The organism is Flavobacterium sp. N1994 (assembly GCF_025947145.1).
GTDB lineage: Bacteria > Bacteroidota > Bacteroidia > Flavobacteriales > Flavobacteriaceae > Flavobacterium.
Genome location: NZ_CP109999.1, coordinates 1092546 through 1117326, shown reverse-complemented (window position 1 = coordinate 1117326; position 24781 = coordinate 1092546). Strand labels below are relative to the sequence as shown.

General features: G+C 34.3%; 25 protein-coding genes. 21 read left to right on the top strand and 4 right to left on the bottom strand.

What is annotated here, in order from left to right:
• Positions 1-25: 25 nt before the first annotated feature.
• A complete protein-coding gene (locus OLM53_RS05115; RefSeq protein ID WP_264521970.1) occupies positions 26-313 on the bottom strand; it encodes a hypothetical protein in 288 nt (95 codons plus the stop codon).
• Positions 314-890: 577 nt separating this feature from the next.
• On the opposite strand from OLM53_RS05115, the gene OLM53_RS05110 reads away from it, so the two are divergent.
• From OLM53_RS05110 to OLM53_RS05045, 14 genes are all read left to right on the top strand, one after another.
• Positions 891-1799 carry an XdhC family protein gene (locus OLM53_RS05110; protein WP_264521969.1) on the top strand — a complete coding sequence of 303 codons (909 nt, stop codon included), beginning with the start codon at positions 891-893 and terminating at the stop codon, positions 1797-1799.
• Positions 1796-2965, top strand: a complete 1170-nt coding sequence (locus OLM53_RS05105) for a molybdopterin molybdotransferase MoeA (RefSeq protein WP_264521968.1) — start codon at positions 1796-1798, stop codon at positions 2963-2965. The genes OLM53_RS05110 and OLM53_RS05105 overlap by 4 nt, the downstream gene beginning before the upstream one ends.
• A 45-nt stretch (positions 2966-3010) precedes the next feature.
• Complete coding sequence (locus OLM53_RS05100) at positions 3011-3757, top strand: sulfite exporter TauE/SafE family protein (RefSeq protein ID WP_264521967.1); 747 nt, start codon at positions 3011-3013, stop codon at positions 3755-3757.
• Between the two features lie 6 nt (positions 3758-3763).
• A complete protein-coding gene (locus OLM53_RS05095) occupies positions 3764-4006 on the top strand; it encodes a MoaD/ThiS family protein (RefSeq protein WP_264521966.1) in 243 nt (80 codons plus the stop codon).
• Between the two features lie 12 nt (positions 4007-4018).
• Positions 4019-5050, top strand: coding sequence for a HesA/MoeB/ThiF family protein (locus tag OLM53_RS05090; RefSeq protein ID WP_264521965.1), 1032 nt, complete (start codon positions 4019-4021; stop codon positions 5048-5050).
• The gene (locus OLM53_RS05085; protein ID WP_264521964.1) at positions 5037-5483 is read left to right on the top strand and encodes a molybdenum cofactor biosynthesis protein MoaE; all 447 of its coding nucleotides are present in this window, start codon (positions 5037-5039) and stop codon (positions 5481-5483) included. Before OLM53_RS05090 ends, OLM53_RS05085 begins: the two co-directional genes overlap by 14 nt.
• 1 nt (position 5484) lies before the next feature.
• Entirely contained in the window at positions 5485-6402 is a 918-nt protein-coding gene (moaCB, locus tag OLM53_RS05080; protein ID WP_264521963.1) for a bifunctional molybdenum cofactor biosynthesis protein MoaC/MoaB, read from the top strand.
• Positions 6389-7393 (top strand): GTP 3',8-cyclase MoaA, encoded by a 1005-nt coding sequence (moaA, locus tag OLM53_RS05075; protein ID WP_264521962.1) that lies wholly within the window; start codon positions 6389-6391, stop codon positions 7391-7393. Before moaCB ends, moaA begins: the two co-directional genes overlap by 14 nt.
• A 123-nt stretch (positions 7394-7516) precedes the next feature.
• Positions 7517-8224, top strand: a complete 708-nt coding sequence (gene aqpZ / locus OLM53_RS05070) for an aquaporin Z (RefSeq protein WP_264521961.1) — start codon at positions 7517-7519, stop codon at positions 8222-8224.
• A gap of 72 nt (positions 8225-8296) precedes the next feature.
• A complete protein-coding gene (locus OLM53_RS05065; RefSeq protein WP_264521960.1) occupies positions 8297-8899 on the top strand; it encodes an alpha-ketoglutarate-dependent dioxygenase AlkB family protein in 603 nt (200 codons plus the stop codon).
• A 35-nt stretch (positions 8900-8934) separates the two neighbouring features.
• Entirely contained in the window at positions 8935-9759 is an 825-nt protein-coding gene (locus OLM53_RS05060) for a sterol desaturase family protein (RefSeq protein WP_264521959.1), read from the top strand.
• A 109-nt stretch (positions 9760-9868) separates the two neighbouring features.
• A complete protein-coding gene (locus OLM53_RS05055; RefSeq protein WP_264521958.1) occupies positions 9869-10141 on the top strand; it encodes a TIGR03643 family protein in 273 nt (90 codons plus the stop codon).
• A gap of 129 nt (positions 10142-10270) precedes the next feature.
• On the top strand, positions 10271-12130 hold the full coding sequence (locus OLM53_RS05050) for a peptidase M61 (RefSeq protein WP_264521957.1): 1860 nt from the start codon (positions 10271-10273) through the stop codon (positions 12128-12130).
• An 81-nt stretch (positions 12131-12211) separates the two neighbouring features.
• Complete coding sequence (locus OLM53_RS05045; RefSeq protein ID WP_264521956.1) at positions 12212-12925, top strand: DUF4369 domain-containing protein; 714 nt, start codon at positions 12212-12214, stop codon at positions 12923-12925.
• Between the two features lie 8 nt (positions 12926-12933).
• Here OLM53_RS05045 and OLM53_RS05040 read toward each other — a convergent pair whose 3' ends face one another.
• Positions 12934-16590: a T9SS type B sorting domain-containing protein gene (locus OLM53_RS05040; RefSeq protein ID WP_264521955.1), complete on the bottom strand. Its 3657-nt coding sequence runs from the start codon at positions 16588-16590 to the stop codon at positions 12934-12936.
• Positions 16591-16980: 390 nt separating this feature from the next.
• On the opposite strand from OLM53_RS05040, the gene OLM53_RS05035 reads away from it, so the two are divergent.
• From OLM53_RS05035 to OLM53_RS05005, 7 genes are all read left to right on the top strand, one after another.
• Positions 16981-17325, top strand: coding sequence for a helix-turn-helix domain-containing protein (locus OLM53_RS05035; RefSeq protein WP_264521954.1), 345 nt, complete (start codon positions 16981-16983; stop codon positions 17323-17325).
• A 23-nt stretch (positions 17326-17348) separates the two neighbouring features.
• The gene (locus tag OLM53_RS05030; RefSeq protein ID WP_264521953.1) at positions 17349-19565 is read left to right on the top strand and encodes a B12-binding domain-containing radical SAM protein; all 2217 of its coding nucleotides are present in this window, start codon (positions 17349-17351) and stop codon (positions 19563-19565) included.
• 192 nt (positions 19566-19757) lie between these two features.
• A complete protein-coding gene (locus tag OLM53_RS05025; RefSeq protein WP_264521952.1) occupies positions 19758-20156 on the top strand; it encodes an OB-fold putative lipoprotein in 399 nt (132 codons plus the stop codon).
• Between the two features lie 7 nt (positions 20157-20163).
• Positions 20164-21033 carry a DUF5777 family beta-barrel protein gene (locus OLM53_RS05020; RefSeq protein ID WP_264521951.1) on the top strand — a complete coding sequence of 290 codons (870 nt, stop codon included), beginning with the start codon at positions 20164-20166 and terminating at the stop codon, positions 21031-21033.
• A gap of 4 nt (positions 21034-21037) precedes the next feature.
• The gene (locus tag OLM53_RS05015; RefSeq protein WP_264521950.1) at positions 21038-21379 is read left to right on the top strand and encodes a hypothetical protein; all 342 of its coding nucleotides are present in this window, start codon (positions 21038-21040) and stop codon (positions 21377-21379) included.
• 15 nt (positions 21380-21394) lie between these two features.
• Positions 21395-21928, top strand: a complete 534-nt coding sequence (locus OLM53_RS05010; RefSeq protein WP_264521949.1) for a YceI family protein — start codon at positions 21395-21397, stop codon at positions 21926-21928.
• A gap of 54 nt (positions 21929-21982) precedes the next feature.
• A complete protein-coding gene (locus OLM53_RS05005) occupies positions 21983-22825 on the top strand; it encodes a T9SS type A sorting domain-containing protein (RefSeq protein ID WP_264521948.1) in 843 nt (280 codons plus the stop codon).
• A 52-nt stretch (positions 22826-22877) separates the two neighbouring features.
• Here OLM53_RS05005 and OLM53_RS05000 read toward each other — a convergent pair whose 3' ends face one another.
• Entirely contained in the window at positions 22878-23885 is a 1008-nt protein-coding gene (locus OLM53_RS05000; RefSeq protein WP_264521947.1) for an FAD:protein FMN transferase, read from the bottom strand.
• Positions 23886-23892: 7 nt separating this feature from the next.
• On the bottom strand, positions 23893-24603 hold the full coding sequence (locus OLM53_RS04995) for a tetratricopeptide repeat protein (RefSeq protein ID WP_264521946.1): 711 nt from the start codon (positions 24601-24603) through the stop codon (positions 23893-23895).
• Between the last annotated feature and the right edge of the window lie 178 nt (positions 24604-24781).

Below are 24781 nucleotides of genomic sequence, written 5' to 3'. Positions count from 1 at the left end.
AAAGTTATATTTGACTGTGGGGATTTTAAATTGTAAATGAGGGTATAGTAGCTGAGAGCACCGCACCAAGTCTAGGTTGATTAGTTACTGTGGGGACGACAACAATATCAGTTGCCGACGTTCCTAGATAGTTTGTTCCGCTGGTCTTACTCCAGTTGGTCGTATTATTCCATACTCTACTACTGGAACCTGTCCAAGTATAGGTGATTTGAGCATTTGTGCTTTCAGAAATCCCGAATACTAGAATTAGTAGTAGGTAAAAGTGTTTAAAGCTTTCTAGGGTAAGTTTAGGGTTAGATAATTTTTGAATCATGACATTAAGTATTTATTAGACTTTAGGGTTTTGATAAAGCAAATATCTATAGGTTATTAATTTTCACCTCTTGAATAAGTCGAATGAACAAAAAGTGTAGACAAAAGGTAAAATCGAATAGTTTAAACTATTTTTTTATCGATAAAATGCGTTAAATTTTATGATTTGTTTATTCAAAAGTCTTTCGGAATAGGAGGCTTACTAAAATATTCTCTGTTTCTAATTTTTGGTTTGTACAAGGCACTAGAAATGCAGAGTTAAAGCAAAAAGTTAATTTATCTTGGGGGCTTTACACGGAATATCTTCTTATCAAGTCCAAAGCTTAAGCATATCAAATCCATAGCTAGTCCATAAATTATTGCAAAACTATGGACTAGCTATGGACTAGCTATGGACTAGGTATGGACTAGCCTCGAAGAAAATCATATGTAAAACAACTATTGATTATTGTCTATTCAAAACAAATGGTACTCTATTTTTCTTTAGTTAACTAGTATAGTTTTTCGATTTCCCCAAAAAACTAACGTCAATACTTAAGGATAAAAAGTTAATTTTGACAAATCGAATATGCTAAATAATGACTCGAGACTTCTACAAGAAACTTCAGCAGATTCTCCAATCCGAAAAGCGATTGGTATTGATGGTTGTAATTGCCAACGAAGGGAGTAGTCCTGGGCGGAAAGGTTTTAAGATGGTGGTAGCCAAAAACCAAATGTCTGGCACCATCGGAGGTGGAATAATGGAGCATAAGTTGGTGGAGTTTGCACAATCACTTTTAGAGAAACCATCGTTTGAACCTTTTATAAAACATCAGATTCATGATAAATCGGCACCCAAAGACCAATCGGGAATGATTTGCTCTGGTCAACAAACCATTGCTTTTTATGATATTACGACTGATTTTCTTCCTTCGGTTGACCAAATTTTAACCAAAGATAATTTTCAAATTACCTACACTAATTTCGGAATCAATACCGCAGCTGATAATCCTGAATGGAGTTTTGTTGAAACCAATTCGCTACCACAAAAAGTCTATATTATTGGAGGAGGTCATGTAGGGTTGGCATTGAGTGAAGTGCTTTCCCGAATGGATTTTGAGATTCATATTCTAGATCATCGGGAAAACCTGAATACAATGGAGCAAAATCATTTTGTGCATTCAAGACAAACTGTCGAGTTTGAACAAATTGATGCTTATATTCCAGAAGGAGAAGCTATTTATGTAGTAATTATGTCTTTTGGTTACCGAACGGATGATATCATTATAAGAAGATTGATTAATAAAAATTTCAAGTATATCGGAATGTTAGGCAGCATAGAAAAGATTGCCACCTTATTTCAAAATATGATAGAGGATGGCTTTGATAAAGACCGAATTGCCAATGTTTATGCTCCCATAGGTATCCAAATCAAAAGCGAGACTACCCAGGAAATTGCGATAAGTATTGCAGCACAATTAATCAGAGTTAAAAACCATAACAGATGATTTCCACTTCCGAAGCCTTTTCGATACTTGAAAACCTCGATTGCCGCAAAAGAGTAGTGGCACTTTCTTTGTTGGAAGCCCGAAATCATGTCTTAGCAGAAACACTTTATTCGCCTATTAACATGCCGCCTTTTCGTCAAGCTACTATGGATGGGTTTGCCATTGCTTTACACGATTCGTTGGAGTATGAAATTGTTGGTGAAGTAAAAGCAGGCGATTTTTGGGATACCCAATTAAAATCAGGTCAAGCGGTGAAAATATTCACAGGTGCCGCAGTGCCTAATTCAGCGCAAGCAGTGATTCAGATTGAGAAAGTGATTGTTGTAGAGACTTTTTTGCATTTGAAAGAAATAAGTAAGCCAGAAACCAATATCCGTCAATTAGGAGCCCAGATAACAAAAGGAGCAATGGCTTTAGCGGAAGGAACTTTTCTAAATCCAGCTGCTGTTGGTTTTTTAACTGGATTGGGATTTACGAAAGTGAAAGTCTATCAAAAACCAAAAATCGGAATTGTAGTGACTGGAAATGAGCTTGTCTCCGCTGGAGAAATCCTTCAAGATGGAAAAGTATACGAAAGCAACACAATCATGCTGCAAACGGCTTTATTTGAGGCTAATTTCAATACGATTGCACTTTATAAAGTAAATGATAATTTCGAAAACACGAAAAACACACTTGAAACAGCCATAGCGGAAAATGATGTAGTGTTGGTTTCAGGTGGTATTTCGGTGGGTGATTATGATTTTGTGGGCAAAGCTTTGGAAAGCTTAAAAGTTGAAACGCTGTTTTACAAAGTCAATCAAAAACCAGGAAAACCGCTATTCGTTGGAACACAAAACGATAAAATTATCTTTGCCTTACCAGGAAATCCAGCGGCAAGTCTTACTTGTTTCTATGTTTATGTACTGCCAAGATTGCAAAGACTTTCTGGAATACAACAGCCCTATGGTTCGTCGTTGCAAAAGAATTTAGCTCATGATTTTTTAGTAGATAATCCAAGAGCTCAGTTTTTGAAAGCTTCGATAGCGGAGGAAGAGGTTACTGTACTTGCGCATCAGGATTCGGGTATGTTGAATTCCTTTGCGCTTGCGAATGCTTTGGTTTATGTTTCTGAGGGAACTTATCAATTGTTAAAAGGTGACAAAGTTTTGGTTTATCGCATCTAAAATCATAATTGTCTTTATATTTACAGTTCGTTAATTTTAAAAAATATGCTCGCTGGCGAACTTATTCAGTCTCCTTTATTACTCATTTTATTGCTTGTTGTGGCCTTTTTGTATGCCAGTGTTGGGCATGGAGGAGCAAGCGGTTATTTGGCATTGATGAGCTTATTTGCATTCCCTATCACCTTTATGAAACCAACGGCTTTGGTGTTGAATATCTTGGTTTCGGGCATTTCGTTTTATTTTTATTATCGAGAGAAAAAGTTTGATGGTACCCTGTTTTATCCGTTTGCGATAACCTCAGTTCCTTTTTCCTTTTTGGGAGGAAGCATTACCATTGAGACCCACGTTTATAAAATAATTCTAGCCACCGTTTTGTTATTCGCAGTAGCCAGATTGTTAGGGTTGTTTGGAAAGCAAAAAGCAGCAATAAATCCCATAAACCTCCCGTTAGCATTATTCATTGGAGCGGTAATCGGATTTTTATCGGGCTTGATAGGCATAGGAGGAGGCATTATTTTGAGTCCAGTGATTTTACTTTTGGGATGGGCGGATATCAAAAAGAGTGCAGCGGTCTCGGCTTTGTTTATTTTGGTGAATTCCATTTCAGGGCTTTTTGGGTTTATTTCAAAAGGAGGGACTTTGCCTAATGCTTCGGTTTCATTAATTACCGTTGCTTTGATGGGAGGTATTCTTGGAGGATATTTTGGGAGTAAAAAGATGAACAATGCACTACTAAAAAAGGTATTGGCTTTGGTCTTGTTAATAGCTATTTTTAAATTGTATACAACGTAGTTTAAGATGGAAGTTACACTAAAATATTTCGGAATTATTGCTGATATTACGCAGAAAACAGAGGAATCATTTTTTATAGCCGAAGAGTCAATTACCTTAAATAATATAAAATTAAAAATTGAAATAAAATATCCTAAAATACTGGTTATTAATTATTCAATAGCTATAAATAAAAAATTCTTACAAAATGATATTTTGCTAAAAAACCAAGATGAAATAGCCTTTTTACCGCCCTTTGCAGGAGGCTAAAAAACAAACCCAATGAAGCGATACGAAAGACAAATAGTGCTGCCTGAAATCGGAATTTTAGGCCAACAAAAACTAACTGAAGCCAAGGTTTTAATTATTGGCATGGGTGGTTTAGGTTGTCCTGTTTTGCAAAATTTAGTAGCTGCTGGTGTCGGTAAAATTGGAATCGTTGACGGGGATGTAGTAGAGGAAACCAATTTGAATCGACAGTTTCTCTATTCTTCACATGACGTTGGAAGAAATAAAGTGGCAGTAGCAGCTGAGGTGGTATCCAAACAAAACCCAGAAGTGGCATTAGTTCAGTATTCGGAATATTTTACCAAAGACAATTGTCTTGCCATCATTTCTGATTACCACCTTATAGTGGATTGCACGGATAATATATCCACGCGCTATTTAATTAACGACGTGGCTATTATGAAAGGAATTCCAATGGTTTATGGGTCAATACATAAGTTTGAAGGACAGCTTTCGGTTTTTAATTATCAAAACGGTCCGACCTATCGTTGCGTATTTCCCGAGAGTGAAACTTTAGAAGCTATTCCGAATTGTAATGATGCTGGAGTTTTGGGAGTACTTCCCAACCTTTTAGGATCGATGCAAGCCAATGAAGTGTTGAAAATAATACTAGGAATTGGACATGTTTTAAGTGGTGTATTAATGTTGTATAATAGTTTAGATAATAGTTTTCAAAGTATTGAAATACAAAAAAATATAAATTTAAATAATAAATATAAATTTAGGGATAAGAGCAATATAGTTACGAATTTATGCACTTCTAATTATTCTCTGATTATCGACATTCGCGAAGCGTATGAAGAACCAAAATTAAATCTAGAAAATTGCAAAAATGTACCTTTGTCTCAGTTGGAAAATTTTATGAAGGAGGTTGATTTAAATCAAGAAATAATTTTGGTTTGCCAATACGGAAATAGAAGTGAATTAGCCGTTGATTATCTCTTAAAAAAAGGATTTAAGAAGGTTTTTCATTTGCAAAACGGAATAGAATCTCAAAAAACAATGAACAGTAATGACGTCAGATAAACCCAAAAAAACATCGTTTATTCAGGGTGCCATACCTCCTGAGTTTGTTGGTAAGGCTATTGCTAAGCATCAAAGTAAAACTACTATTGGCGCTCATAACATTTTCCTCGGGCAAGTTCGAGCTGATGTAATTGATAGTAAAACAGTGGTTGCTATAGAATATTCAGCTTATGAAGAAATGGCAGAGCAAAGTTTGTATGAAATTCGGGAAGCTGCTTTCGCTCGATATGAATTATCTTGTCTGCATATATATCACAGCTTAGGATTGGTTAAAATAGGTGAAATTTGCTTGTTTGTTTTTGTTTCGGCACCAAGACGTAAAGTAACTTATGAAGCTTTAGAATTTTTGGTCGAAGCAATAAAAGAAAAGGCAGCCATTTTTGGCAAAGAAATCTTTGAAGACGATACCTATACTTGGAAAAAAAACACATAAAATGGTAGATATAACTCATAAAATAACAACGCTAAGAACCGCGGTAGCTCAAGCTATTGTAAAGGTGGGTTCTTATGATACTATAAAAGCTATTCTTGATAAAAAAGTTCCTAAAGGCGATGTATTGGAAGTATCGAGAACGGCTGGCTTATTTGCTGTTAAAAATACGTCAAGTGTCATTCCGGATTGCCATCCAATACCTATTGAGTTTACTGGAATTCACTTTGAATGTTTGGATGACAGCATCAAAATTGAAGTGACTGTAAAAACCATTTATAAGACGGGAGTTGAGGTTGAGGCAATGCATGGTGCGTCAATAGTGGCTTTGACCATGTATGATATGTTAAAGCCAATTGATAAAAATGTTGAAATTGCTACAGTAAAATTACTGCATAAAAAAGGAGGGAAGTCGGATTATGCTGCCAAGTCAATGCTAAATCTTAATGTTGCGGTTTTGGTTTGTTCTGATAGTGTTTCTTCAGGAAAAAAGGAAGACAGTGCTGGAAAAGTGATTGTTGAAAAGCTTGAAAAATTAGGCTTACGTATTGCGAATTATGCTGTTATTCCTGATGAGGTCGCTACTATTCAAAGCAAGGTCAATTCATGGCATGAAGCCAAAACAGATTTGATAATTCTAACCGGTGGAACAGGATTGTCTCATAAAGACGTAACTCCGGAGGCCATAATTCCTTTACTTGACAGAAGAATTCTTGGAATTGAAGAAGCTATTCGTTCGTATGGTCAAGAACGAACTCCTTATGCTATGTTGTCTCGAAGTGTGGTTGGCTTTAAAGGCGATACTTTACTTATGGCTTTGCCGGGCTCTACTAGTGGTGCTGCCGAGTCTATTGATGCTGTTTTTCCTTCCGTATTGCATTTATTTCAATTGTTGAATGGTTTCGATCATGGAAAGCAGTAATCTTTTGCAGGATACTTTAGGGCGCAAGCATGATTACTTGCGTATTTCAATTACAGAACATTGTAATTTGAGATGTACTTATTGTATGCCAGAAGAAGGAATTTCGCTTACCCCAAAACCTCATTTGATGACGGCTGATGAGATTATTGTCATTGCTCAAACTTTTGTAAATTTAGGTGTGACAAAGATTAGATTGACAGGAGGAGAGCCTTTAGTTCGGAAAGATGCAGCTGCTATTATGTTGCGATTGGGGAAATTGGGAGTTAATTTAAGTATAACCACTAATGGAATTCTAGTTTCGAATTTTATTCAGACCTTCAAAGAAGCTGGAATCAAAACCGTAAATATCAGCATAGACAGTCTAATAAAAGATAAATTCAATGCCATTACTAGACGGGATTATTTTGACGTTGTTCAAAAAAACATTGATTTATTACTACAAGAAAAATTTAAGGTTAAACTTAATGTAGTTTTAATTAAATCCTTTAATGACAATGAAATACTCGATTTTATTTCTTTGACAAAAAACAAAAATATTCAAGTTCGATTTATTGAGTTCATGCCTTTCAATGGTAACCAATGGGACAAATCAAAATTGGTTTCTTATGCCGAAATTATGGAAATCGTTCAGTCGAAATATAAAATGAGTGAGATAGAACGGCTACAAGATGCTCCAAATGATACCGCTAAAAACTTTAAAATTAATACCTATCCAGGTAGCTTTGCCATCATCAGTTCGGTTACTAATCCATTTTGTAGCACTTGTAATCGCATTAGGTTAACGGCTGACGGAAAGCTTAAAAACTGTTTATTCTCTAATTCAGAAATTCCATTGTTAGAAACCCTTCGTTCAGGAGATTCTATACTTCCCTTGATACATCAAAATCTGATTACTAAAAAAGCAGTTCGTGCAGGATTGGATGATGATTTGAAATTCCAAAATCCAGAACTATTTTCACAGAACAGAAGCATGATAACCATTGGAGGATAAATAAGGTAATTGGTTCAGAACCTTGTTAATAAGTTTGCTTCAACTCATTTTTTACCAAGTAATTTCCTTGTAATTTTAAGTTACTAACCAATCATGATCCTTCATGATGTAAACAAAACTATTATGAGAAAACTATTTGCAGAATTTTTTGGTACTTACTGGCTGGTCTTTGGCGGTTGTGGGAGTGCATTATTTGCCGCAGGAATTCCTAATTTGGGCATTGGATTCGTTGGAGTTTCACTAGCCTTTGGATTAACCGTTTTAACCATGGCTTATGCGGTGGGACACATTTCTGGAGGACATTTTAATCCAGCAGTTTCTTTTGGATTATGGGCCAGCGGACGCTTTTCAGCAAAAGACTTACTTCCCTACATTCTTTCGCAATGTGTTGGAGCTATTGCAGCAGCAGGCACACTTTTCTTTATCTGGTCTGGAAAAACTGGAAATGTTATAGACAATACTAAAGCAGGCGCATTTGCTTCCAATGGTTTTGATGCTTTTTCTCCAGATGGTTATTCGATGATGTCATGTTTTGCTGCCGAATTCATTTTGACGATGTTCTTTTTATTAATAATTCTGGGAGCAACGGATAAATTCGCTAACGGAAAATTTGCTGGAATTGCTATTGGATTAGGCTTAACTTTAATTCATTTAGTTAGCATTCCTATTACCAATACTTCTGTAAATCCGGCTCGTTCTTTGTCACAAGCTATTTTTGCTGGTGGCGAACCATTACATCAAGTGTGGTTGTTTTGGGTTGCCCCAATTGCTGGAGCTTTAGTAGCTGGGTTTATTTATAAAATGCTATTAGAACAAAAAGAAGCTGCATAATCTCCCTTAATATTTTTTTGTTTAAAGAGAAAAGAGTGAATGAGTTCATTTTTTTCTCTTTATTTTTGAAGTATGAATTCACTTTTCCCCAAAGAACAAATCACTTTCAACATCCCAGATGCGGAGATTGAATATTATCCCAATTTCTTTGATGCCAATCGCTCCAACGAACTTTTTGAGAAACTTAAGAATGAAATTCCATGGCAGCAAGATAACATTACTGTTTTTGGAAAAACACATCCACAACCTAGATTGACCGCTTTATTTGGCAACGAAGGCAAACCTTATAGTTATTCTAATATTGTCATGCAGCCTCATCCTTGGAATCCACTATTGATGTTTATCAAAAATGAAATCGAGGAAATTTGTCAGGAGAACTTCACCACTGTATTGCTTAATTATTACCGAGACGGGAAAGACAGTAACGGCTGGCATGCGGATAACGAAAGAGAATTAGGAAGAAATCCTATCATTGCGTCAGTAAGTTTTGGTGAAGAGCGATTTTTCCATTTACAACACAATACACTCAAAGAGCAAAAACTAAAAATAAACTTGGAACATGGAAGTTTGTTACTTATGAAAGGAACAACACAACATTTTTGGAAGCATCAAATTCCGAAAACAACCAAACCTATCGGACCAAGAATTAATCTCACTTTCCGAATTATCAAATAGTTCCTTTTAGTATATTTGAATCAAATACTTAAGCCATGAACGAAATTATTAACTACTTTTCTACTATTCCTTCTTCTCATAGAGCTTTAATTTTAGCCAGTGGAATAGCCTTCTTTTGGTTGATTGAAACCGCGGTTCCTCTGTTTAAATTCAGTTATAACAAATGGCAACATGCTGGAATCAATATCTTTTTTACAGTCACCACCATGATTGTCAACTTTTGTTTGGCCTTGATTTTATTGAAAGCTGCTAATTGGGCTACTGAACATCATTTCGGAATTTTAAATTGGTTGCCAAGCTTTAATATCTGGATGTATACTATTGTCGGCTTGCTCCTTTTGGATTTAATCGGAGCTTACTTAATTCATTTAATAGAACACAAAGTAAAGTTCCTATGGCGCTTTCATCTGATACATCATACCGATACTTGGATTGACACCACTTCGGCCAACCGACATCATCCTGGAGAAAGTGTATTACGCTTTATTTTTACAACCCTAGGGGTTTTAATAGTAGGATGTCCAATGTGGATGGTGTTTTTGTATCAAACTTTATCGGTAGTGGCAACCCAATTCAATCATGCCAATATCTTTTTACCAAAGAAACTAGACAATTTCTTGAGTTACTTTATTGTCTCTCCAGATATGCATAAAGTACATCATCATTATGTTTTGCCTTACACGGATAGCAATTACGGTAATATATTTTCGGTTTGGGATAGATTATTTGGAACCTTTAAAACTTTAGACAGAGACAAATTAGTATATGGCGTGGATACTCATATGAAACCCGAAGAAAACAATAAACTTTCGAATTTATTGGCTATTCCTTTTCAAAAAACCAGAAGGCCCAATTCTTAAGATTTGAAAAAAAAGATATTGATGTTTGTCAACTAATTATTTTTTTTACTAATATTGAAATACGAATTAACAAATAGAATACGGATTTTTATAAAATGCTTTTACAGAAATGAAAAAAAGTAAGTTAGCGGAACTTGATAGCGAACAACTAGAAAGAGTTGTAAGCATGGCGCAAGAGGAAAGAAAACCTTTTGAAGTAATTAAAGAAGAATTTGGACTTACTGAAAATGAAGTGACCGAATTAATGCGAAAAAGATTGTCTAAAGACAATTTCGAACTTTGGAAAAAGAAAGCTGTAGGTAGTAAGCCAAAGCCTAAACCAATCATTGACGACTTCGATGACTTAGATAGTAAATATTACATCAAAAATAAATTTGATTAAAACTCAAAACTCTTGCAATAGCGAGAGTTTTTTTTTGGAAGAATTTAGTTAATCAAATCTAAAAAAAATAAAACCGTTGTAACTATTGGTTACTTTTGGGGACATATTCAAAAAAATAAATAGGAACTAATGAAAAAATTAATTTTTAGTACTGTTTTTGCTTTAGCCTCTTTCAGCTTCAGTATTACAGCACAAAACAAACCATCAACAGAAGTCGAAAAAGTAACAATAGATTTGAATACGGTAAAAAATGACAAAGTGATGGTAACCATTACACCACCAACAATTACCACAAGCGATATTGTATATCACATTCCAAAAACAGTTCCCGGAACCTATTCTGCCGATAATTATGGTAAATATATTGCCGATTTTAAAGCATTTGGAAAAAATGGTAAGGAATTATCTACTAGTAAAACAGATGATAATTCATGGAAAATCTCCAATGCTAAATCGCTAACCAAAATCACCTATTGGGTAAATGATACCTACGATTCTGAATCTGGTAAAGGATATGGGAAAGACGATATCTTTTCTCCTTCAGGAACCAATATTTTGGATGGTGAAAACTTTGTGGTAAACAACCATGGGTTTGTAGGCTATTTTGAGGGTAAAACCGAGATAAACTTCAACCTTACTGTTTTGCATCCAGCAAAACTTTTTGGCGCTACTTCTTTAATAGATATGGATAAAAGCGATACCGTTGATAATTTCGTTGTTTCACGCTATTTTGATTTGACAGATAATCCGATTATGTATGCTAAACCAGATTATGAAACGTTTACAGTAGATGGAATGGAAATTCTATTTAGTGTATATTCTCCAAACGGAACACATACTGCCAAAGAATTGTTACCTGATTTAGAAAAAACAATGCGAGCTCAGAAAGCTTTTCTTGGACCGATAAACACCAATAAAAGATATACTGTTTTGTTATACTTATCGGATATGCAAAAAAATGACGCTAAAGGCTTTGGAGCATTAGAACACCATACTTCAACTACTGTAGTTTTTCCTGAAGTTATGCCCGCCGATGCTTTAGGGGAACAATTAAAAGATGTCGTTTCACACGAATTTTTTCACACAGTAACTCCTTTAAGTATTCACTCTAAAGAGATTCAATATTTTGATTATGCTAATCCTAAAATGTCTAAACATTTATGGATGTATGAAGGGGTAACTGAATATTTTGCTAATCTATTCCAAGTAAATCAAGGGTTAATTGATGCAGATGAGTTTTATCAAAGAATGGTGGGTAAAATCACCAATGCCTCAACTTTAAATGACACTATGCCCTTTACCGAAATGAGCGCTAATGTTTTGGTTCCACCCTATAAAGACCAATATCTAAACGTATATGAAAAAGGAGCGTTAATCGGAATGTGTATCGATATCATCATCCGTGAAAAAAGTAATGGAGAAAGAGGTATTTTAGATTTAATGAAAAAATTATCAAAAGAATATGGCGTTAGCAAACCCTTCAATGATGATGAGCTTTTCGGAAAAATAACCGAGTTGACTTATCCTGAAGTTGGGGAGTTCTTAACCACTTACGTTTCGGGTAAAACGCCAATTCCTTACGATGTGTATTTTGCAAAAGTTGGGGTTAACAAAGATAAAGTTCAAATCCCAATGAATCCTTTCTTAAAAGATGAATCAACACCTTTTATCACAATTAACCCTAATACCAAAGAAATCGTTATTATTCCTGGTTCAGATTTAAATAACTTCATGAATAACTTGGGTATTAAAGGAGGTGATGTCATTGTAGCTATCAACGATAAACCTTATAATTTAGATTCTGTTTACGACATGATTATGCAAAGTCAAAACTGGAAAACGGATGATCCTATCAGCGTAAAAATCAAAAGAGACGGTAAAGAACAAACCATCAATGGCAAAGTAAAATTGTCTTTTAAAGAAGAAGAAGGATATAAGTTTACAGATACTTCAAAAGAAAAACTGAATGCAGCCTGGTTGAAAGGATAGTTCATTCAAAAATAAACTTCAAAACCTCAATTTGTGAATCAGATTGAGGTTTTTTTAGTATCATTGCCAAAATTTTAAATCATGCGTAAATCACTAATTGCTCTGTTTTCTATACTGGTTCTGATTTCTTGTACTGAAAAAAAATCAACCAAGAACTTTGTTTTAACGGGAAACATTAAAGGATTAAAAAAAGGAACTCTATACATTCAAAGAATAAAAGACACAGCCCTAGTCGCTATTGATACCATAAAAATTAATGGTGATTCCCATTTTACCAGCGAATTTGATTTGCAATCTCCCGAAATGTTATACTTGTTTTTAGATCGTGGAGTGACCAATTCACTGGATAATAACATTCCGTTTTTTGCTGAACAAGGCCATCTTAACATTGATAGCTCATTGGATTTTTTTACGGCCGATGCTAAAATCACAGGTTCAAAAAATCAAGAGTTATATGAGGAATACCGAAAAGTAGTTTCAAGATTTGTAGATCAGGATTTAGATTTGATTGAAAAGAAATTCAAAGCAGTAAAAGATAAAAAAACGGAGGAAGTCAATAAAATAGATGAAGAACAAAAAGACATCTTAAAAAGAAAATACCTGTACACTACCAATTTTGCAGTCAATCACGCAGATTATGAAGTAGCTCCGTATGTGGCTTTGGCCGAGATTTACGATATCAATCTAAAATTTTTAGACACCATTCAAAAATCAATGACACCAAAAATCGCCAAATCTTTTTACGGTAAAAAACTTAACAAGTTTATTGCCGATAGAAAAAAAGACGAAAAGTAAAACGCTGATTAGCGCAACATAGCAAAGTGACCTTTGTGAACTTTACCATCTTTTCGAGTTACATAAAACCAATAATCATCAGAAGGCATCATATAACCATTATAAGTGCCATCCCATGCTTCAGAACTATTCATGGTTTTAAGTAACTTGCCATAACGGTCAAATATTTTTACATCAAATTCCTGTTCAAATTGCGAAAACTTAATGTACCAAGTGTCATTAATGGAATCATTATTGGGCGTAAAAAATTTAGAATAGTTTAATAACAAAGCTTCGTCCGTTACAATACCACATCCATTTTTATCCTTAACAAATACTTGATAAATACCCGGAACAAGATTCTCAAATAAATTACTCTCTTGATAGGTTATACCATCTAAGGAATAAACATAATCTTGAGGACGTATGCCAGTGACAAAGACTTCAATCACATTTTGATTGGCAGTCCAGTCAATAGTTTTAATAGAGGTGATTGTAGCTGGATTAGATAAAAACACAGAGAAACTCTTCGTAGAATCACAAACCAAACTGCCATGATTTTCTGTCACAGTAACGGTATAATTCCCCGGTTGCGCAATCGGAATAGCATGAAAGGTTTGTCCTGAGGACCATAAGTAACTATCAAACCCAAGCCCAGCGTCTATCAAAACATTTCTGTTTTCACACACGGGATAGGAATCCTGCATATGTATTCTTGGCGAATCAATGAAAATAAATTTAAGTTGCGCTACCTTATAACAACCATCTGAAGAAGTGACTCTAACATAAACGGTATTATTGGTATTACTCATGTTATAAGACGTAAAATTGGATATAATACCCGATGAATTTGGAGTTTCAGCGTATAAAGCACTAGTATAATAAGCAAAAGTGTAATTACTCGAATTAGCAATCAAGTTAGAAATATACAAAGTCAAATCAACATTCTCTGAACCGTCATTAAACGCATCGCAAAGTGTAGTCTGGTAATCACTAGTCACAGGAATCGGAAGATAATGCGAGTACAAGTAAACATATCGTGTACGTGAAATACAAGTAGCTTTTTTTACCACGATACTAAAGTTAGCTGGCCCATTTAAATTAGCAAGCACAGGGTTTGTAGTCCATGTCAACCCACCATCAAAACTATAAAAATCTCCCGGTGTTTCAATGGTTAACGTAGCATAGGTGCCACAACCAGCTTCAATCAAATCATACTCTGGGTAACTGTCCTCTAGATTAGTTAAATAAACATAAACGTTAGGCGATGTACATCCTTGTGCATCTTTTATTTTAATAAGGTAACTTCCGTCAGTCAAATTCCCTAAAGTATTCGAAGTTTGCCAAGTGGTTCCACCATCAAAACTATATTGGCTAGCAGGTGTAGTAATGATAATGCTTCCCAGATTACCACAAAAGGGATTGTCCTTGATATAAAGAGGAGGCGATAAAAACTCACTATTTAAATCAACACTATTAAAATTAGAAACACAACCCTGAGCATCTCTGGTTCGAATCAAATAAATACCCGAAGGAAGTCCACTAGCAACATTATTAGTGGTCCATGTTACGCCATCATCAAAACTATATTCTGCAGCGGTAGTCGTAATAGTGATACTTCCCAATCCACCACAAAAAGTAGGGTCAACTTTAGTAAATGAAGGAAAAAAGGATAAATAAGGGATAATACTAACAGCAGAACTATACGAAGTACAACCCGCCAAGGTTCTAATCTTAACATTGTAAGTACCATAAGGAAGATTAGACATGGTATCGTTTGGACCCCAAGTAACACCATTGTCAAAACTGTATTCTGAAGCAGGGGAGGTCACATGTAACGAACCCGTACTAGTGAAACAAGTAGGTTGGGTAACCACAATAGAAGGCAACGGTGCCACATTATTACTTAATATGGTTACCGAACCAGTAGCAGAACACCCATTACTGTCAACAACGGTTACCGAATAAGACCCTATAGAAGTTACCGAAATACTTTGCATAGTCTGCAAACTGCCCGCCCATAAATAACTTGCACCTTGGGTAGCCGTCAATACAGTACTTCCGCTACACACATTCAAGATACCGCTAATATTTACAAACGGATTTTTCACAACCAATTGAATCGGAATAATTTTATAGCAAGTAGCACTCAAAGTAACCCTTATAAAAATGGTAGTCGAGTAACTATCATAATTCAAAAAGGTAGTAATCGGATTGGTGTCTGCCGTAGCATTAGCCAAAGATTCGTAATAACTAAAAGTTAACCCAGCCTGAGGAGTAGTAACCAGCACATTGGCATTCGACAGATTAAAAAATTCTTTTCCATCATGATTCGTATCACACAAAGTAAGACTGGCAGTTTGAACATTGATAGCACAATTGGCACAATTCAAAAACCAAATATCCCAACCCGGATTAGCATCATCATCAGTAGCTGCATTAAAAGTAGCCCCAGAACAATTCGTTTGAAGGATGCCAAAATTAATCGTCACACTAACGTTATACGTACCAGTAAGAACATTGGGTAAGTTAGAAGCGGCAATATCAAAACAAAATCTCTTGGTAGCAATATCAAGCGATACAGGCGTTTGTGAAGTATACACTATCGCATTAGTAGCATCTCTAACATTCAAAACTACCGAGGTTACATTAGCATTAACTCCTCCTGAGGTAGGTAAAGTAAATTTACCACAAACCGAAATAGGAAGGGTAGGACAGACTTTATTCAAAGGATCTAATTCAATACTGCCTTGTAAACTTTCATTAGAATGTAACAGACAAATATCATCTATATAAGTATAGCCAAAATGCCCATTCAATCCACATCTCGAGGCCATAAACTCAACCGTAAAATCTTGATTATTCGGGATACTCGAGATATCTAAAATACCAGATTGCCAATTCGGATTATACAAAATAATACTACCGCCCTCAATGACAGGAGCCTGCGTAAAAATACAATTGGCAGGGTCTCCAATCAAACAAAATTCATCTACTATAACCCCGGCATTATTGATTATTCTAGCCTTCAGAAAAGGTTGCTCATTGTCGTGATCACTTCCAGTAATACTCTGAAGTACTGCTTTATAATTGAATTTTAACTGATTCTCATTATTCGTTTTAAAGCGTTTGGCTTGCACCAATCCTAAGCTGGTAGAAGATTCTTTAAAATTAATCTTTAAAGTATATTGATCAAAAGCATTAATGTTACCAATAAATTCATCAATAAAATTAGACGGAACTGTAGAAGCCATCAAACCAGAATCCGCCGGATCATATTGCTTAATTCTAGCATTAGCTTGATCATCAATAGGCCGGCATTGCATAGGATTAATAGGGTCTCCCGAAGTAGTCTCGAAATTCTTCAACACATTAACGCTTCCTAAAGTCTCAAATTCCTCAAAACCACCATTAGAACACAAGGGCACAGAGGGAAGCGAAGCCAAAGCGGAAACGCTATTCTTTTTTTGCAAATCAATGGCTTTCTGTCTTTTTTCAAAAAAAGCTTTTCGCGCCAAAGGATCCGTAATCAAACGACCATTGCGGTCCTCAATTTTTTGGTTTCCATCAAGTGAAAAAGGAGCAGTAGTTTTTTTAGAAATAATTTTGTGCTGACCCATTGCAGCACTGCAGCAGAGCAAGAGGGCAATAAAAGAAATTGTCTTCAAAGGGCTTGTAACTAACATAACAAATCATTAATTTTTATTAAAAACCAAACTACTGTCAGCTAGTCGGGAACCAAAAATAAAGATAATTCTTTAAAAACTAAAAAAAATCAATCAAAAAGGTAAATTTTTTAGCACTAAAAACGCAAGGCAACAAGAGTTTAATGTATATCGAACGACTTTATTTTTATATCTTATTACTTTATTTTTAAAACTAACTATTATATTATTATATTGTAATATTTTATTATTATAATTTAATTATTATATTTTATATTAGATTAATAATATTTTACAACTTATCTATTTAGTTTTATAACTATTTACTAATTACTTATTACTAATTATTTTTTTTTCATATCTTAGCATGTAATTTTTAGTACTAATGACTGATTTTTTAAACTAACCACTATGATTTTCTTTAATTTCTCCCGAATTTTCAAACTAAAAGGAATTACTAAGCCTTTTAGCTATTTAGTAAATAATGGATACTCCGCTGGTTATGCTACTAAATTAACCAATGATAGAGTACAAGAAATAAACCTCGAACGTCTAGAAAAATTTTGTAAAGATTTCAATTGTACGCCCAATGATATCCTAGACTTTCGTCCCAATACCAAAGACAATCTCACCAAAGACCACGCCTTACATACTTTAACCAAACCCGAAATCTCCAACGAAATCATCGGTAAGATTAATGCCATGTCCGCCGAGAAAATTCAGCAAATCCACGACATCATAAAAAATATGGAGTAATTTTGTTCCTCGATATCCCATCCATGAAAGACCTTCTATTACTCACGCCACCCTTCACACAGCTAAACACACCGTATCCGGCTACAGCATACCTGAAAGGTTTTCTAAACACCAAAGGCATTGCCGCCTTCCAAATGGATTTAGGAATAGAAGTCATTCTCCAACTCTTTTCAAAACAAGGTTTAACCAATATTTTTCAAGTTGCTGACAACAACTCACAACTTACAACCCACAACCTACAACGAATCTATTCGCTAAAACAAGAATACATCAATACTATCGATGCCGTAATTGAATTTCTCCAAGGTAATAGTCAAACACTGGCACGCCAAATCTGTTCTGGTAACTTCCTTCCCGAAGGGTCTCGTTTCGAACAACTAGATGACATGGACTGGGCCTTTGGTTCCATGGGAATGCAAGACAAAGCGAAACACCTTGCCACACTTTACCTAGAAGATCTCTCCGATTTCATAGTAGCCTGCATAGATGAAAACTTCGGTTTCAGTCGCTACGCCGAACGGTTAGGTAGAAGCGCCAACTCTTTTGATGAACTACATGACCATCTCCAAAAAGAGCTAACCTATATTGATGGTATCACGTTAAATATCCTAAAAGAAAGAATTCAGGAAGTTTCTCCGAAATTAGTGCTCATATCAGTCCCCTTTCCAGGGAATTTATACAGCGCCTTTCGATGTGCACAGTTCATAAAAAAACATTTTCCAGATATAAAGACAGCCATGGGAGGCGGTTTTCCCAATACGGAACTAAGAGATTTAAAAGATAAAAGAGTTTTCAACTACTTTGATTTCATCACTTTAGATGACGGCGAACTCCCAGTCGAATTATTACACCACAACGTTTGTCATTCTGAACGAACTGAAGAATCTCAATTCAAACGAACCTTTCTTCTAGAAAACAACGAAGTAGTTTATAAAAACAATACCTCAAAACCTGATTACAAGCAAAGTCAAGTAGGCACCCCTGACTATTCTGATTTGGTTTTAGAGAAATACATCTCAGTAATTGAAATAGCCAACCCAATGCACAGCCTATGGAGCGACGGCCGTTGGAATAAACTCACCATGGCTCACGGTTGTTACTGGGGAAAATGTACCTTTTGCGACATCTCTTTAGATTATATCAAAGTATACGAACCTATTCTTGCTTCAACTTTAGTAGATAGGATGGAGGAAATGATAGCGCAAACAGGGGAAAATGGTTTTCATTTTGTAGATGAAGCAGCACCGCCCGCTTTAATGAAAGAACTAGCTCTAGAAATCATTCGCAGAAACCTAATTGTCACGTGGTGGACCAACATTCGCTTTGAAAAGAGTTTCACTCGTGATTTATGCCTATTGCTAAAAGCTTCAGGATGTATCGCCGTCTCAGGCGGACTAGAAGTAGCCTCTGATAGATTGTTAAAGTTAATTCAAAAAGGAGTAACGGTAGAACAAGTAGCCCAAGTAACAAGAAACTTTACTGAAGCTGACATTATGGTTCACGCTTATTTAATGTATGGCTATCCAACACAAACTATTCAAGAAACAATAGATAGTTTAGAAATGGTACGTCAATTATTTGAAGTAGGGGTTTTACAATCCGGATTTTGGCATCAATTTGCCATGACAGCTCACAGTCCAGTGGGAATGTTTCCCGATGAATTTGGTGTTATTCCTGAAATAAATGAAATAACTTTTGCCAACAACGATATTCAATTCAAAGATAAAACCGGAATCAATCATGATAAATTCAGTTTTGGATTAAAGAAATCCTTGTTCAATTACATGCACGGAATTTGTTTTGATTATGAATTACAAGATTGGTTTGATTTCAAAATCCCAAATGCTACCATTCCTTCCGATTATATTATTTCTTGTCTTGAAAAAGAAGATAAGTTCACGATAAAACCTTCGGCTAAAATTATTTGGCTAGGAAACAAACCAATTACTGAAATTTATAGTAAATACAAGAAAGGAAATTCATGGGAAATGATGAAATTAACCTTTCATGATAAAAAAGAGACTTTCGAAATTTCACTAGAAAAAGACAAAGCCAATTGGTTACTAAGAACATTGGATGATATAACAATTAAAAATTATTATGCTACCCCAAATAAGGAAATGCAAGTTACCTTTATTCAACTAAAAACGGATTTTGAAACGCAATTTGATGATTTTGAGCTGTTTTGGTTTTCTAAACCAATTGCTATTTTGAAAGAATTTGGCTTAATTTTAATTTGATTTGGTCCTTTTATCTATTTTTTTTCACTTTTATAGACTTTTTTTTAAATTTTGGGTGGGGTATTATTTGTCATGTTTGTTTTAACCATCATATAAGCAATATCATTTAGTTGTATAATCAATTTTCACTTAATGAAATAAGATTTGAGATTAAAATAAGTTACAATTATAAGCACTTTAAATACTTTATATATGAATAAAACAATCAAAATACTACTTCTATTAGTAGTCATAGCAGTAGGAGGCTTTTTTGGAGCTCGCTATTATGCTTACCACGGAGGCAAAAGAGATATCCAGTCAGAAGAAGCTGCCTTTACAATAACAACAAAAGCCATTGTTGCTGAGTTTACTTCAAACGTTGATGCTGCTAACAAAAAGTATTTAGAAAAACCAGTTGCTATTTCGGGAACTGTAACTTCTGTTAACGATAAAGAAGTGATATTAGATAATGCTGTTAATTGTAATTTTTCTTCAGCTGATACTACTATAAAAAATGGTCAAAATGTGACTATTAAAGGAAGAGTAGTAGGATATGATGATCTTTTAGGGGAATTAAAATTAGACCAATGTAACCAATCAAATAACAAATAAACTCAAGATGAAATTAATTAAAATTGCGTGTTCAGCTTTCTTGATATTTGCTTTTAATGCAGCAAGTGCTCAGGATTTAATGAGTGAACTCGATTCAGTGCCAAAACAAAAACTAGCTGTTTCAGCAGCATTTAAAGGATTGCAAGTATGTAATATGCAATCCACTAAGTTACCAGCCAAAAATGAGTGGTATTTTCTAGTTTCTCACCGTTTTGGTGATTTAAAAGAAGGAATCAATAATTTCTTTGGTCTAGACAATGCATTAACAAGATTAGGTGGGATTTATGGAGCAACGGATTGGTTGTCTTTAGGATTGTCTCGCCACACTTATCAAAAAACATTCGAATTTTCTATCAAATATAGATTGGCGAATCAATTGGAGAACGGTTTTCCATTTACTATAGTAGGATACAATACAATGGACATCAATTCCTCTAAATTTGATCCTAATTTGTATCCAGATTTTAAAGAATCAAATCGTTTCGCATTTACTAGTCAATTACTTATTTCAAGAAAATTTTCTGATGCCATTTCATTAGAAGTTAATCCAGTGTTTATTCACAAAAACTTATATGATTTACAACCAGGGACAGATAGAAAAGATCAAATGGCTATTGGTTTCGGCGGAAGATGTAAATTATCTAAAAGAATTAGTTTTAATTTAGAATATGCTGCTCGTTTAACTCCAGTAGAGCATGAATATTATCACAATCCTTTAACAGCCGGTTTTGATATAGAAACAGGAGGTCACGTATTTCAGTTAGTTTTCTCTAGTTCTCAGCCTATGAATGATGTTGCTTATTTTACCAACACCACAGGAAGATGGGACGCAGGAGGAAGTATTTATTTTGGGTTTAACATGTATAGAGCTTTTTAACAATATGAAAACAGTAAAAATTCTTTTTTTAGTAGCCATTGGAACATTAGTAGTTTCTTGCGAATCGAATACCTATTCGGGTATTTCAGGTTTTGTTGCCAATCCAACGTATGAAGGTAAAATAAAACAAATAATGACTGCACAATGTGTATCATGTCATAGTGTCAATGGGACTCGACCAGATTCTCCATTAGAAACCTATCAACAAGTAGTTGATAATGCTGATAATATTGCTTGTAGACTTGATGGCTCTTCATGTGGATTAATGCCACAAACAGGTAAATTACCTCAAGTACAAATAGATATGTTTAATGCATGGATAGATCAAGGGCTTATCCAACAATAATAAATTAAAATAATTATGAAAAAAATTGCAATTATAGTAGTAGCTCTTTTAATAGGTGGAGCAGCATTTTCTCAAAAAATGATGACACGTGTTGGAGAGATTAAGTTTGACGCCACTGTTCCTGGAGCTATGGACGAAGTTATAGGAACTAACAAAACAGTTTCAAGTATTTTTGACAAATCTACTGGTGAAGTTGTTGTTCAAGCTATGGTAAAATCATTCAAGTTCAAATCTCCTTTAATGGAAGAACATTTCAATGAAAACTATATGGAAAGTGATAAACTTCCTAAAGCAAGTTTCAAGGGAAAGGTTTTAAATTATGATGGAAAAACTGGAAGTTACGATGTAGAAGGTGATTTGACTATTCACGGAGTGACTAATAAAGTAAAAACTAAAATGACTGTTACTAGTGAAGGTGCTAAATTAAATATTGCTGGAAGTTTCACTATTAAACTTGCTGATTATAAACTTGAAGTTCCTGCATTAGCCAAAAAAACATTAGCAGAAACTGCTAAAATCACTATTAAATTACCACTTGAAAATAAATAATAATAAGAACTTAAATGAAATTCATTTAGTTCAAAAAAGTAAAACATTTTAATTATGAAAAAAATTATACTAAGTATTGCAACGATATTTGTGATGTTCGGTTTTTCTTTTAAAGCATCAGCTCAGACAGCAGGAACATTAACATTTACATTAACTTGTCCAAAGCATACCTCAGGGAATTATGAAACTGATGGTAGATATGTAATAGCTGTTTGGATTGAAAGTTGTACTCCATGTGGAACTACTGCAGGAACTTCAACTTTTGTTAAAACTAAAGCCCGTTATTGGGCAGGTGGGACCAATGATCATTTAGCAACTTGGGTTTCTAAATCTGGAAGTAGCGTTGTAGATGCCTCTACTGGAGCAACAATGGGAAGAGGAGCAACTGGAACGCCTAATTCATTAGCGAATGCGTTTTTACCTCATACATACACTTGGAACGGAACAAACGTTGCTGGTACAGTTGTAGCAGATGGATCTTATAGAGTAGTTGTTCAAGAAACATGGGGACATAGTAGCGCTACAGCAACAAGATATTTCCCTTTTACTAAAGGTCCAAATACTGATTCACAAACTCCAGCAGCTGACACTAACTTTACCGCAATTTCTTTAAGTTGGGCAGCAACTTTAGGTGTTGAAGATTTTAATACTACACCAGCTTTTGTAGTTTATCCTAACCCATCAAAAGGTATTTTTAATATTGATTTTAAAAATGAAGTTAACAATATTAAAGTAGTAAATATTTTAGGTGAAGTAGTTTATAGCGAAGATGTTGATTCTTCATTGATTGATACCACTAAAAAGATAGATCTATCTTCCTTTGCTAATGGTATTTATATTTTTAGTTTAACTAATGACAAAGGAACAGCAACTTATAAAGTTCTTTTGGATAAATAATTTTTTTGAGACTATGTTTTTAGGAAAAAGCATCCATTTATGGATGCTTTTTTTATTCTTCATCAGTTACTTCAGAAAGTATTAGTTTTATGCCAGGTGTTTCAAAGATTTGATAATTCCCTTTTTCATCAGAATAAATCAAATAAGCTTGAAGTTCAGTATGCTTTTGTAAAAACGCTTTAGCCTTTTCTAATCCCATTACTAAAATACCTGTAGCATTGGCATCAGAACTGATACATTGTTTCGAGAAAACAGAAGCGCTTAGTAAATTATTTTTGGTTGGATATCCTGTTTTAGGATCTATATGATGAGCGTACTTAACGCCATCTTCAATAATAAATCTTCTATAATTTCCAGAAGTCGCTACTGCTAAGTTTTCTAATTTGACTACTGCTTTCAGAGGGTTTAATTCCGTTTTATTGTCAATAGGTTTTTCAATTCCAATACTCCAATTCTCACCATTTGGTTTCTTACCATTGGCATAAACTTCCCCACCAATTTCAACTATATAATTGTGAATTCCTTTTGAATTTAAAAATCCAGAAACTACATCCACTGAATATCCTTGGGCAAAGGCGTTAAAATCAAGGGCAACTCGAGGATCTTTTTTAACTATTGTGTTTCCTTTTAATTCAATCAAATCAAAACCAACAAACTTAAGGATGCTATCAATTTTTTCCTTTTCAATTTTTTGTTTTTTTCCTGGACCAAAGCCCCATGCATTTACTAAGGGGTAAACCGTTGGGTCAAAAGCACCATTAGTATTCTTCCAAACTTCTTTGGCTTTTTTAAAACAGGCAATAAAATACTTGTCAACTTTGACATTTTTTTGATTGGAATTTACTCTAGAAATAATTGAATTGGGGATATAAGTTGAAACAGATTTATCAAAGTCTTTTAATAATTTCTCAATTTCAGGTTTCAGATTTCTATTTTTCTTATCAAAATAAGTGATATGATAAGTTGTACCTTGAGCTTCTCCTTCTATTTTGACAGGTTCATTCTGAGCATAACCAAAAATTGAAATTAGAAGAAAACTAAAAAAATGTATTTTTTTCATTATGTAATTAGTTACAATTAACTTTAGGTAATTTTGATTTAAAATTTTCATCTAATTCACAGCATTTTTTAAAGTCATCACAAGCACTTTTTTGCTGACCAATTTTGACTTTTAATTTGCCTCTCTTTAAATAGAATTCAGGATTGATGTCATTTAATTCAATAGCTTTATTATAATCTAGCATAGCTTTTTTATATTCTTTAAATTGCATTTCAAGCGAAGCTCTATCAGCATATACTTCAGCATGATCGGGTCTTAATTTTATCGCATTTGCATAATCATTCATAACGTCTTTAAAGTTTTTTAATGCTACTTTATTTAGGCCACGAAAATAATAAGCATCCGAATTTCTAGGTTCTAATGCTATAGTTTTTGTATAATCTAAAATGGCTCCTTTATGGTCTTTTACTTTTTCTTTTGCCATAGCTCTAAAGAAATAACTATCGGCAAAAGTTGGGTCAATTGCTATTTGTTTTGTGTAGTCGGCGATGGCATTTTTATAATCGTGAAGTAATTCATAAAGTTGCCCCCTAAAGTTATAAGCGGATGAATCATTGGGGTATAATTGAATGATTTTAGTATAGCATTCAAGACTTTCTTTAAACTCTTCTTTATAGAAATGTTGAGAAGCTTTTTCTTTATATTCTTCTTTTAACGTTTGGCTATTAGCATTTGTTATAGAGGTCATAGTTATCAAAAACAAGAATAGTATCTTCATAATTATTATCGAATATCATATATAACAAATTTAAATTTTTATTGTGAAAATGTCTTTAAAAAATGAATAAATCATGGTCTTTTTTTAAGATTTTGTGAGGCCAAGAAACTATTCTAAATTCTTAATAACTTCTTGATTGTTTTTATTTTTATGGGTAGTTATTTCCGTTTTTTTAACA